Consider the following 12,149-nt stretch of genomic DNA (forward strand, 5'->3'; position numbering starts at 1 on the left):
CCGCATGGCGGGAGGGGCTAGGGGAGGGGATGTCGTAGCCTCTCGGGGTGGCGCCTGCGGGGACAGGCCCTCCCCCGACCCCTCCCGCAAGCGGGAGGGGAGGAGTTGAGGCTTACTCCGCCGCGATCTGGATGCCGTCGCTGTCGAAGCCGGGCTCCGACTGCTTCAGGTCCACATTAAGGCCGAGCGAGCGCATTTCCTTGACGAGAACGTTGAAGCTCTCCGGAATGCCGGCCTCGAACGTGTCGTCGCCCTTGACGATCGCCTCGTAGACCTTGGTGCGGCCGACAACGTCATCGGACTTCACCGTCAGCATTTCCTGCAAGGTGTACGCCGCGCCGTAGGCCTGGAGTGCCCAGACCTCCATCTCGCCGAAGCGCTGCCCACCGAACTGCGCCTTACCACCCAGCGGCTGCTGCGTGACCAACGAGTACGGCCCGATCGACCGTGCGTGGATCTTGTCGTCGACCAGATGGTGAAGCTTCAGCATGTAGATGTAGCCCACCGTCACCTTGCGATCGAACTGATCGCCGGTGCGGCCGTCGAACAGGTCCGACTGGCCCGACGTATCGAGGCCCGCCAGCGCCAGCATCGCCGACACATCGGCTTCGCGGGCACCATCGAACACCGGCGTCGCCATCGGCACGCCGCCCTTCAGGTTCTTGGCCAGCTCGACGATCTCGTCACCCGTACGGGCGTCGATCTCGGCGTGATACTGCTCGCCGTACACCGTCTTGAGGCGATCGCGGACCGCCTCGGGCATCGCACCCGGCTTCGCGTCCGGATTCTCTTCACGCCACGTCTCCAGAGCCGCGGTGATCGACTGACCCAGGCCACGTGCGGCCCAGCCCAGATGCGTCTCGAAGATCTGACCGACGTTCATGCGCGACGGCACGCCCAGCGGGTTGAGCACGATATCGACCGGCGTACCGTCGGCAAGGAACGGCATGTCCTCCGCCGGCAGGATACGGCTGATCACGCCCTTGTTGCCGTGGCGGCCGGCCATCTTGTCGCCCGGCTGCAGCTTGCGCTTCACCGCGACAAACACCTTGACCATCTTCAGCACGCCCGGCGACAGCTCGTCACCACGCTCCAGCTTCTCGCGACGATCGTGGAACTTGTCCGTGATCAGCTTGGCTGCATCGTCATACTGGATCTTGACCGCTTCCAGATCGCTCTGGACCTTGTCGTCGGCGACCGCGAACTTCCACCACTCGTGGCGGTCGACGCTGTCGAGCAGATCCATGTCGATCACGACGCCCTTCTTGACGCCCTTTGGCGCCGAGGTGGCGGTCTGGTCGAGCAGCATCTCGCGAAGACGCGACCAGGTCGCACGGTTCAGGATCGAACGCTCGTCGTCCGAATCCTTCTTCAGGCGCTCGATCTCCTCGCGCTCGATCGCCATCGCGCGCTCGTCCTTGTCGATGCCGTGACGGTTGAAGACGCGAACGTCGACGACCGTACCCGACACGCCCGGCGGCAGGCGAAGCGACGTATCGCGCACGTCGCTGGCCTTCTCGCCGAAGATCGCGCGGAGAAGTTTTTCCTCCGGCGTCATCGGCGATTCACCCTTCGGCGTGATCTTGCCGGCGAGGATATCGCCCGGCTCGACCTCTGCACCGATGTAGACGATGCCCGCCTCGTCGAGGTTGCGAAGCGCTTCCTCGCCGACGTTCGGGATGTCGCGCGTGATGTCCTCAGGCCCAAGCTTGGTATCGCGAGCCATCACCTCGAACTCGTCGATATGGATCGACGTGAACACGTCGTCCTTCACGATCCGCTCGGAGATCAGGATCGAATCCTCGTAGTTGTAGCCGTTCCACGGCATGAACGCGACGAGGCTGTTGCGACCCAGCGCCAGCTCGCCGAACTCGGTCGACGGGCCGTCGGCGAGCACGTCGCCGGCACGAACCGCATCGCCCACCTTCACCAGCGGACGCTGGTTGATGCAGGTCGACTGGTTCGAGCGCTGGAACTTCATCAGCGTGTAGATGTCGACGCCTGACTTGCCGGCATCGATCTCGCCGGTCGCCCGGATCACGATACGCGCCGCGTCGACCTGGTCGACGATGCCCGCACGCTTTGCCGAGATTGCAGCCCCTGAGTCACGCGCGACCGTCTCTTCCATGCCGGTGCCGACGAACGGCGCCTCGGCCTGGACGAGCGGCACGGCCTGACGCTGCATGTTCGAGCCCATCAGCGCGCGGTTGGCGTCATCGTTTTCCAGGAACGGAATGAGCGAGGCGGCGACCGAGACGAGCTGCTTGGGGCTGACATCCATCAACGTAATGTTGTCGGGCAGCGCCATCAGGAATTCGCCAGCCTGACGCGACGACACCAGTTCCTCGACGAAGCCGTTCGACGAATCGAGCTCGGCGTTGGCCTGCGCGATCGTGTGCTTGGCCTCTTCCATCGCCGACAGGTACACGACGTCGTCGGTAACCTTGTGGTCGACGACCTTGCGGTACGGCGTCTCGATGAAGCCATACTTGTTCACCCGCGAGAAGCTCGCGAGCGAGTTGATCAGACCGATGTTCGGGCCTTCCGGCGTCTCGATCGGGCAGATGCGGCCATAGTGGGTCGGATGAACGTCGCGGACTTCGAAGCCTGCGCGCTCACGCGTCAGACCACCTGGTCCAAGTGCCGACACGCGACGCTTGTGGGTGACTTCCGACAGCGGGTTGGTCTGATCCATGAACTGCGACAGCTGCGACGAGCCGAAGAATTCGCGGACCGCGGCAACCGCAGGCTTCGCGTTGATCAGGTCGTTCGGCATGACCGTCGAGACGTCGACCGACGACATGCGCTCCTTCACGGCGCGCTCCATGCGGAGCAGGCCGACGCGGTACTGGTTCTCGAGCAGCTCGCCGACCGAACGGACACGACGGTTACCGAGGTTGTCGATATCGTCGATTTCGCCCTTGCCGTCCTTGAGGTTCACGAGCGTCTTGATGACCTCGAGAATGTCCTCGGTGCGCAGCGTCGTCACGGTGTCCTCGACGTCGAGGTCGAGACGCATGTTGAGCTTCACGCGGCCGACGGCCGAGAGGTCGTAGCGATCGGGATCGAAGAACAGACCCGAGAACAGCGACTCTGCCGTTTCCAGCGTCGGCGGCTCGCCGGGACGCATCACGCGGTAGATGTCGGACAGCGCCTGCTCGCGCTCTTCGGCCTTGTCGACCTTAAGCGTGTTGCGGATCCACGGACCCGTTGCGACGTGATCGATGTCGAGCAGGTCGAGACGCTCGATGCCTGCCTGGTCGAGCAGTTCGAGGTTCTCGGCGGTCACTTCGTCACCGGCTTCGATGTAGATGCGGCCGGTCGACTCGTCGATCAGGTCGTATGCCGAATAGCGGCCGAAGATCTCTTCGGTCGGGATCAGCAGGTCGGTGAGGCCGTCCTTGAACGCCTTGTTCGCAGCGCGCGGGCTGATCTTCTGGCCGTTCGGGAACACGACTTCGCCGGTCTTCGCATCGACGATGTCGAACATCGGCTTCTGGCCACGCCAGTTCTCGACCTGGAACGGAACGATCCAGCCACCCTGGCCGCGGACGAACGTCACACGGTTGTAGAAATAGTTGAGGATCTCTTCCGACGTCATGCCGAGCGCGTAGAGCAGCGCCGTGACGGGCAGCTTGCGCTTGCGATCGATGCGGACGTTAACGATGTCCTTCGCGTCGAACTCGAAATCGAGCCACGAACCGCGATACGGGATCACGCGCGCTGCGAACAGATACTTGCCCGATGCGTGCGTCTTGCCGCGATCGTGATCGAACAGCACGCCCGGCGAACGGTGCATCTGGCTGACGATGACGCGCTCGGTGCCGTTGATGAAGAACGTGCCGTTCTCGGTCATGAGCGGCATGTCGCCCATGTACACGTCCTGCTCCTTGATATCGATGACCGACTTGGCCTCCGTATCAGGATCGACCTCGAATGCGGTCAGACGCAGCGTAACACGCATCGGCGCGGCGTAGGTGATGCCGCGCTGGCGGCATTCTTCGACGTCGAACTTCGGCGGCTCAAGGACGTAATCGTCGAAATCGAGATAGGCGGTGCCGGCAAAATCCTGGATCGGGAACACGCTGCGCAGCGTCTTCTCGAGACCCGAGACGTGGCCGATCGACTTGTCGGAGCGCAGGAACTGCTCGTAGCTCTCGCGCTGGACTTCGATCAGGTTCGGCATCTGCACAACTTCGTGGATGTTGCCGAAAACCTTGCGGATACGGCGCTTTGCAGTGCCGTGTTCGATCGCCTTGGAAGCCATAGGTTTTATTTCGCCCTATAAAAACTGACGGATCAGTCGTAATTTCGTGCTTGGGAACCCCCAAGCGGGACGCACGTTAACGCCAAAAGGCCGCTCGCATCGGGTGCGGCGGCTCTCAGCGTATGAAACCTCGGTATCCAATACGATCGACACGCTGCGCGACGGCATGTCATTTCCCGGATACTGTGGTGAGATGCGGATATAGGGGTGCCGCGGCGTCCTGTCAAAGGGCCGGCGTCAATTTGCAGGAGAGTAGCGGCGTCATGAACGATAGGATGGCAGTGCGGACAGTATCCGACCAAGACCGCGCGAACTGGACTCGGTTGATCGATGATCACGAGAAGATCGCCGGACAATGCGCCGACCTCGTCGGCCTGGCGCGACAATCGAAGACGCAGAGCGCGATCGCGTCGCGCAAGCTGATCGAGCTGGCAGTAACCGTCGCCGATCACCTCGGCGTCGAGGACGAGGTCATCGATCGCACCGTGGTGGCGATGGAAGCGCATTGCTCGGCCGATACCATCGCCATGATGGAAGAGGATCTCGATATCCTCCGCTCGGACTGGAAGGCGTTCATTGGTCGCTGGCTGCCGACGATTTCGCCGAAGGACTGGGCCGCGTTCGGGGTGCAGGCGGAGTCGATGCTCGATCGCCTGTCGCATCAGGTGAAGTTGGAGACGGAACTGCTGTACGACCACGCGTTGCGCGACGGCGTCGTGCGCCCGGGTGGGCTCGTGCTGCATTGAGTGGTGGCGGGGCAGCCAGTCGGATCGTTGCTCCCGTTCTCCTCCCCAAAAGACCTACCACCCCGGCGGAGGCCGGGGCCCAGTTGGAAAGGTGGCAATAACGAAGCGCTGCCCGTCGTCAGCAACGTTCCCCAACTGGGCCCCGGCCTCCGCCGGGGTGGTACTGCTCTCTTGGATACGTAGCCCCGATCAAACCGGTCTTTCTTCTACCGCCGCTTCTTTTTCGAAGGCACGACCACAACCGGCGCCACCGGCACCGGCGGCTGCACCGTTACCTTCACCACCAACGGCAATACGCCCGGATCCGCCGGATACTCCCGCCGCGCCCGCGCAAACACGAACCGAGCCCTCGCCGCTCCCGGCGTACTCTCGCTCGCCCCGACCCAGCGCCAGTGCCACGGCTCCCACTTCACGTTCTGCTTGTTGCCGCCGGGAAAGCTCTGCTCGAACCCGAAACGCGGCGCGTTCAACCGCAGCCATCGCGCAGCAGGCGTAGCAGCCATGCACGCCTCGGCATCGGGGCACCCGTTCGCCGGACGCACCGCGAAGTCGAGCGCGTAGCCGGTCGAATGCTCGCTATACCCCGGCGGCGCGACCGAGATCGCGCGATCGGCCGGACTGCTCGTTTCACCGCGACAGAAGACACTGCGCTGGCGAGCGATCGACCGCTGGCACGACAAGGCGCGGAGCTGCCCCATGACCGCAGGATCGCCCTGCGCCGCGGCGAACAGCCGCAACAGATCGGGCAGGATGTCGGACCGCACCACGCACCGATTGCCCACCGAATACTCCGACGGCAGCGTTACCAGCTCGGTCTCGGGTGCATCGCCATACGGCAGATGCCCGAACGCACGACCATCGGGCGCGATAGCCGCACTTTGACCTTCGCATAATTGTGCCTCTGCGACGGTCGGGGCGAAGAGGAGCGCAAGAGCGAGTGTGCGGTGCAACATCGATGCTGGCTCTGGCACGCAGGCGCTAATGATGGCAAGGGCGGCGGCATGCATGGTGAACGCGTACTCTTCCTCGACGGCGAGGCCCTGGTGATCGACAAGCCCGCTGGGCTGCCGGTCGATCCGCCCCGCGATGGCTCACTGAGCCTCGAAAATCATCTCGAAAGCCTAAAGTTCGGCTTTCAGCGCTGGCCAAAGGCGGTGCACCGGCTCGACCGGGACACGAGCGGCTGCTTGTTGTTATCGCGCAATCCCAAGGCGCATGCCCGGTTGCAGCAGGCGTTCGAGCAGGGCCTCGTCTCGAAGCGCTATGTCGCGCTGCTCGACGGCGTGGTCGAAGGCACGTCCGGCCTGATCGAGATGGCGCTCGGCAAGGTGAGCACTGCCGAGACCGGCTGGCGGATGGTCGAAGACCCCGAGGGTAAGAAGTCGCGCACCAAGTGGCGCGTGCTGGAGATCAAGGACGGGCGCTCGCTGGTCGAGTTCCTGCCGGAGACCGGCCGCACGCATCAGATTCGTGTCCACGCGGCAAGCGGTCTCGGCGCACCGGTGGTCGGTGACGGCGTGTACGGCAAGGCAGACGGGCTCGGCATGATGCTTCACGCGCAACGTCTGATCGTCCCGCGCGCCGGCAAGCCCGACGTGCTCGCCGAAGCGCCGCTGCCGGAGCGGTTTGCCAAGGCTGGGTTCGCCGACGAGGCGACCTCGGTCGCTGATGCTGGTCCTGTTGCCGACGCAGCGACGCCCGACTCTACCGACGACTGATCGGTTCGAGGGCAGGGCCGATGGTCGCGATCCCGATCACCCGATCGATCTCGATCGATGACAGCGAGCTGATCGAGAGCACGACGCGTTCGGGCGGTCCCGGCGGTCAGCACGTCAACACCACCGACAGCGCGGTCATCCTGCGCTTCGACGTCGGCCTATCGCCGGGCCTGCCGCTGGCGGTGAAGAACCGCATCGCCGTACTGGCCGGATCGCGACTGACCCGCGACGGCGTACTGGTATTGCGCAGCGAGGGATCGCGGTCGCAGTTGCTAAACCGCCAGGAGGTCCGCGAGCGACTCGTCGCGCTGATCAAGGAAGCGACGATCATCCCCAAGGCACGCCGCGCGACCAAGCCGTCCAAGGCGGCTAAAGCGCGGCGGGTCGATACGAAGAAGGTGCGCAGTGGGGTGAAGGCGGGGCGGGGCAAGGTCCGCGACGACTGAGCGATTCATGATCAGGTGCCATCCCTCCGCCCCTTCACCCCAGCGAAAGCTGGGGTATCCTTGAGGAACGGACAGCGCCGCCAACATGGGGACCCCAGCTTTCGCTGGGGTGACGGGAAGTGGCGGGTGGTAGTGAGTCTTCGATGTTGCTCGACCTCGCCCCGCCGACCAAGGAAGACAGCATGTACCAGTTCGATATCTCCGCCGGCACCAAGGCCGATCTCTACCGCGACCTGTTCGCCGCACTCGACGCGCTAACGACGGACGAGACCGATCCGATCGCCAACATGGCCAACGCCGCCGCGCTGGTGTGGGAATACCTCCCCGACCTCAATTGGGCGGGCTTCTATCGCCTCGTCGAAGGCGAACTCGTGCTCGGGCCTTTCCAGGGCAAGGTCGCCTGCATCCGCATCCCGGTCGGCAAGGGCGTTTGCGGGGCCGCTGCGGCGACGCTAAAGACGCAACTGGTCGAGGATGTGCATGCGTTCCCCGGCCACATCGCCTGCGATGCCGCGAGCCGATCCGAACTGGTCGTGCCGGTGACGAGGGGTGGCAAGCTGATCGCGGTGCTGGATTTGGACAGCCCGGAGGCTGCGCGGTTCGATGCCGAGGATGCGGCGGGGTGCGAGGCGCTGGCGGCGTTGCTCGGCGCCAGGCTTTAACACCCGATCCATTTCGGGACGGCACGGCCGCTGGAGACTCCCCCGCAGATTTGGTAAGCAACTCGTTAAGACATCCAGCGTTGGCGCCGGATTGGGTGGCGAAACCGGGGAGATGGACATGCGAGGCATTTTAATCGCGAGCGCAGGACTAGCGTTGGCAGGCGGCGGCTCAGCGGACGCGCAACAGCGCCCCGGTGCAAGCTACGGCGTCCCTAGCGCGGTGATGCAGGCACCGATGGCAAACCCCCGGCGCCCCGGTCCGATCGCGGATCGTCTGCCCGTCGTTCACACGTCTTCGCAACCGGCTGGATCGCAACAGGCTGGATCGCAAGTGGCGGGCGGTCACCGCGCACAGCGTTGGGGCAGCAAGATCGGCGGCCGCTGGTGGGCTGGTGCGAACGCGCCAGGCGGTTGGGCCGGGTATCGTGCTCCGCACCGCGGCTGGGCCGTACCGGGCTATTGGAGCGCGCCCCGTTTCTACGTCGGCGACTGGTCGAATTATGGTCTCCCGCAACCGCCGCAGGGGTATAACTGGGCGCGGTATTACGACGACGCGGTGCTGATCGACCCGCGCGGATCGGTCTACGACACCGCGAGCGGCATTGACTGGGACCGTTATGACTCCGGCGCCTACGCGCCGATCAATCCGCGCGCTTATGCGGCCGAAGATTCGGTCGATGGCGGATCGGGCGAGCGTGGCTACGTGGATCGTGGCCCGCCGCGGGATGACAATGGCCTCGGCGGCGCAGCGATCGGTGTTGTCGCTGGAGGCGCGGCCGGTAACATCGTCGCCGGTCGTGGTAACCGCGTCGGCGGCACGCTGATCGGCGCGGGCATCGGCGCGGCGGCTGGCTATGCGATCGACAAACACGAGGACCGCGGCCGCCGTGTGCCGCCGCCAGCGGCGAGATACGGTGCGGGCTATCCGCGACCGGCCTACGACGCGGACTATGCGCCATCGTCCGCTTACGCCGGCGACTATGCAGCGCAGCCCTATGGTGGCGATGATCGGCAGCCACGCAGTTACACGGTGGCGCCCGGCGGCACGTGGGTCTCTCCCGATGGTATGACGACCGTCACGACGGCAAGCGGCGGCCCATACCGGGCCGGCTCGACGACGGTGATCGTCCAGTCCGTGCCCGTGACGACCACGACAACGACCACCGAATATTACAACACCTCGCCGTATCCCCGGCGGAAGGTCGGGCGGCGGCGGTAGGGGCGCTTCAGCGGAGCATGCCGGCGTAGGTTTGCGGCGGTAGGGGCAGGGCAATCCGCGCCGCTACACCGCTCAAGATCACGAGGAGCAGAGCCGACGCGCCGACGACCAACGTTCGCCGCGGCGGGGCGCGGTCCGCAAGCAGCACCGTGGCCACTGCGGTCGCGATCATCGGCCACAGATGATAGCGCAGGTCCGAGGCAATGCTGAGAACCGCAAAACTGATCTCCAACGCCAGCGCGGAAACCAGCAGCGCGGTGGCGATGCGGCCGCTCGGATCGTGCGAGCGCGAAATGCTTGCGGTCAGCGCGGTGATCGCGACGACGATCCAGGCGATCGGCCAGCCGAGCGGCGTCTCGACGATTGAAGCGGTAAGACGTTCCCAGGCGCGCGCGGTTGCGCTCGGGTTGGCGAGGCCGATCGTGTTGGGCTCGGACGCGGTGGGCGGCGCGGCGCTCGGCCAGCGGAACGGGACTAGCCAGCGATCGGTCGAGTTCAGATGGTCAAGGCGGTGGGTCGCGTAGGCGATCGGGTGGTGCAGCGCCGCGGTCGCAAGCGTGACGTACAGCGTGGCAATCGGCAGCGATCTCAGGCGCGCCATCGTCGTTCCGCAATGCGTGTCGTCGCCGAGCGGATCCCAAAAGAACGGTTTTGCGCAATGACGGCCGATGACGGCTGCAGATTCGCTCTGCGTCAGGCCGGTGGTGTCGCCGGCGGGCGCACGGGCAGCGATGCCCGCAAGATCGTAGAGCGCCTGGGTCGCCTCGACACCGCTGCGTTGGGCGTGGAGCAATTGGTGGTTCACGACCGGCGCGACGCCCAATACGACAAGGATCGCGACGAGTCCGGTGACAAGCTTGGCGAACGGATGGGCGGGGCGGGGCACTAGTGTCACGACCAGCGGCACGACGATGAAGACGGCGTTCGCGCGGACGAGCACCGCGTAGGCAAGCAGCAGCGATATCGGAAGCAAGGTCGCGCTGGGCAGGGGGCGGGTCGCGAGGCGCCACCAACAGACGATGCCGAGTGCAGCGAGCAACGCCCCGACGAGTTGCGCGTCCTTGAGCACGACGCCTTGCCAGCCGAGGAAAGGTGGTAACGCGCCGATGGCGAGGATTGCAACCGCGCTACGCTTGCGTCCGGTACGAGCGAGAACGCCCGCGATCAGGCCAAGGCCGAGCCAATAGGTGGCGAGTTGCAGAACCAGCATCGGCGTCGCGCCGGGACCGAGCGGGGAAAGTATCGCCCAGACGCGGGCCATCGCCGGGGGGTGCCAGTCGTCGTACCTGCCCGACAGAACCTGGCCATATTGCGCGACGGTGTCGTACATCGCGATGCCCGGCCAGAAGAGCGCGAGCGAGGCGGTGAACAGCGCTGCTGCGATGGCCATGACCGCACGAGGTGTGGCGCGGTTCATGTCAGGCGTCGATCGTGGACATCGCACGGCGTGCGGTTCAGGGCACGGATAAGGCTGTAAAGGCCCGTCACGTATGCGACATCGGCGGCGCCCGTCCTTGCTTGTCGTTCTGCAAAGAAGCGGCCGCAAAATACTATTTGTGGACCGCTGACGGCGGTGGTTCCGTCTGTGACCGACCATTGCCGGGATACGTCACGCCAACGGTTCGGCGTCAGGCACGTCCTTGCCGGCGGCGCATTTGCATGCGCCGCCCGCCCCGGGGGCTGCCTGGCCTCAGTAATGGATCGCCCGGCCGTAAGCGGCGAGGACGCTCTCGTGCATCATCTCGGACAGAGTCGGGTGTGCGAACACCGTCTCCATCAGTTCGGCTTCGGTCGTCTCGAGCTGGCGCGCAACGACATAGCCCTGAATCAGCTCGGTCACTTCCGCGCCGACCATGTGCGCGCCGAGCAGTTCGCCGGTCTTGGCGTCGAACACGGTCTTCACGAAACCCTCGGCCTCACCCAACGCGATCGCCTTGCCGTTGCCGATGAAAGGGAACTTGCCGACCTTCAGCTCGTAACCGGCTTCCTTTGCCTTCGCTTCGGTCATGCCGACCGACGCCACCTGCGGGCGCGAGTAGGTGCAGCCGGGGATGTTGGCCTTGTCCATCTGGTGCGGCGATCCACCGGCGATCTTCTCGACCGCGATGATGCCCTCATGGCTTGCCTTGTGCGCGAGCCACGGCGCGCCGGTGACGTCGCCGATCGCCCAGATGCCGTCGACGTTGGTGCGGCCGTATCCGTCGGTCTTGATGTGCCCGCGGTCGGTCTCGACACCCAAAGCCTCCAGCCCGATATTCTCGGTGTTCGGCACGATGCCGATCGCGATGATCGCGTGGCTGAAGGTCTCTTCAGAAACCTTGCCGTCCTTCGCCTTGATTTTGGCCGTGACGCCGTTCGCGGAGGGTGCGAGACCTTCCAGACCGGTCTGGGTCAGCAGCTTGATGCCCTGCTTGGTCAGCGCCTTGTCCATGAACGCGGAGACCTCCTCGTCCTCGACGGGAAGGATCCGCGGAAGCATCTCGACGATCGTCACGTCGGCGCCCATGTCGTTGTAGAAGCTGGCGAACTCGACGCCGATCGCGCCCGAGCCGATAACGAGCAGCTTGGTCGGCATCTCGGTCGGGACCATCGCGTGGCGGTAGGTCCAGATCCGCTTACCGTCAGCCTTCGCAAAAGGCAGGTCGCGCGCGCGCGCGCCGGTCGCCACGATGATGTTCTTGGCTTCGAGCTCGACGGTCTTGTCGCCCTGCTTGACCGACAGCTTGCCCTTCCCGGTCACGGTGCCGACGCCTTCGACGACCGTCACCTTGTTCTTTTTCATCAGGCCCTTCACGCCTGCGTTCAGCTGCCCAGCGACTTTGCGCGAACGGTCGACGATCTTGGCGAGATCGAAACCGACATTGTCCGCCTTGAGGCCGTAGCTCTCGGCGTTCTGCATGTAATGGTAGATTTCGGACGTGCGCAGCAGGGCCTTGGTCGGGATGCAGCCCCAGTTGAGGCAGATGCCGCCCAAGCGCTCGCGCTCGACGATCGCGACCTTCAGGCCGAGTTGCGACGCACGGATCGCGGCGACGTAGCCGCCGGGGCCGGAACCGAGGATGACGAGGTCGAAAGTATCAGCCACGTGGAA

9 protein-coding genes are annotated in these 12,149 nt (G+C 65.0%); 5 read left to right on the forward strand and 4 right to left on the reverse strand.

Annotated features, from left to right (window positions below):
- Nucleotides 1-112: 112 nt before the first annotated feature.
- Complete coding sequence (gene rpoB / locus SJY41_RS01270; RefSeq protein ID WP_380778383.1) at nucleotides 113-4,267, reverse strand: DNA-directed RNA polymerase subunit beta; 4,155 nt, start codon at nucleotides 4,265-4,267, stop codon at nucleotides 113-115.
- A 263-nt stretch (nucleotides 4,268-4,530) separates the two neighbouring features.
- Here rpoB and SJY41_RS01275 point away from each other — a divergent pair, with 263 nt between their 5' ends.
- Nucleotides 4,531-5,013, forward strand: coding sequence for a hemerythrin domain-containing protein (locus SJY41_RS01275; RefSeq protein WP_380778384.1), 483 nt, complete (start codon nucleotides 4,531-4,533; stop codon nucleotides 5,011-5,013).
- Between the two features lie 206 nt (nucleotides 5,014-5,219).
- Here the strand turns inward: SJY41_RS01275 and SJY41_RS01280 are convergent, their stop codons facing one another.
- A complete protein-coding gene (locus SJY41_RS01280; protein ID WP_380778386.1) occupies nucleotides 5,220-5,966 on the reverse strand; it encodes a M15 family metallopeptidase in 747 nt (248 codons plus the stop codon).
- A gap of 48 nt (nucleotides 5,967-6,014) precedes the next feature.
- On the opposite strand from SJY41_RS01280, the gene SJY41_RS01285 reads away from it, so the two are divergent.
- From SJY41_RS01285 to SJY41_RS01300, 4 genes are all read left to right on the forward strand, one after another.
- A complete protein-coding gene (locus tag SJY41_RS01285; RefSeq protein WP_380778387.1) occupies nucleotides 6,015-6,731 on the forward strand; it encodes an RluA family pseudouridine synthase in 717 nt (238 codons plus the stop codon).
- A gap of 20 nt (nucleotides 6,732-6,751) precedes the next feature.
- On the forward strand, nucleotides 6,752-7,177 hold the full coding sequence (gene arfB / locus SJY41_RS01290) for an alternative ribosome rescue aminoacyl-tRNA hydrolase ArfB (RefSeq protein WP_332746494.1): 426 nt from the start codon (nucleotides 6,752-6,754) through the stop codon (nucleotides 7,175-7,177).
- 182 nt (nucleotides 7,178-7,359) lie between these two features.
- Nucleotides 7,360-7,839, forward strand: coding sequence for a GAF domain-containing protein (locus SJY41_RS01295; RefSeq protein WP_380784028.1), 480 nt, complete (start codon nucleotides 7,360-7,362; stop codon nucleotides 7,837-7,839).
- Between the two features lie 118 nt (nucleotides 7,840-7,957).
- Nucleotides 7,958-9,058 (forward strand): RcnB family protein, encoded by a 1,101-nt coding sequence (locus SJY41_RS01300; protein WP_380778389.1) that lies wholly within the window; start codon nucleotides 7,958-7,960, stop codon nucleotides 9,056-9,058.
- Nucleotides 9,059-9,065: 7 nt separating this feature from the next.
- On the opposite strand, the gene SJY41_RS01305 is transcribed toward SJY41_RS01300, so the two are convergent.
- Both SJY41_RS01305 and lpdA read right to left on the reverse strand, forming a co-directional pair.
- Nucleotides 9,066-10,475, reverse strand: coding sequence for a hypothetical protein (locus SJY41_RS01305; protein WP_380778391.1), 1,410 nt, complete (start codon nucleotides 10,473-10,475; stop codon nucleotides 9,066-9,068).
- Between the two features lie 273 nt (nucleotides 10,476-10,748).
- Nucleotides 10,749-12,143, reverse strand: coding sequence for a dihydrolipoyl dehydrogenase (lpdA, locus tag SJY41_RS01310; RefSeq protein ID WP_380778393.1), 1,395 nt, complete (start codon nucleotides 12,141-12,143; stop codon nucleotides 10,749-10,751).
- Nucleotides 12,144-12,149: the final 6 nt, after the last annotated feature.

The sequence above is a fragment of the Sphingomonas sp. R86520 genome, assembly GCF_042466285.1.
GTDB lineage: Bacteria > Pseudomonadota > Alphaproteobacteria > Sphingomonadales > Sphingomonadaceae > Sphingomonas.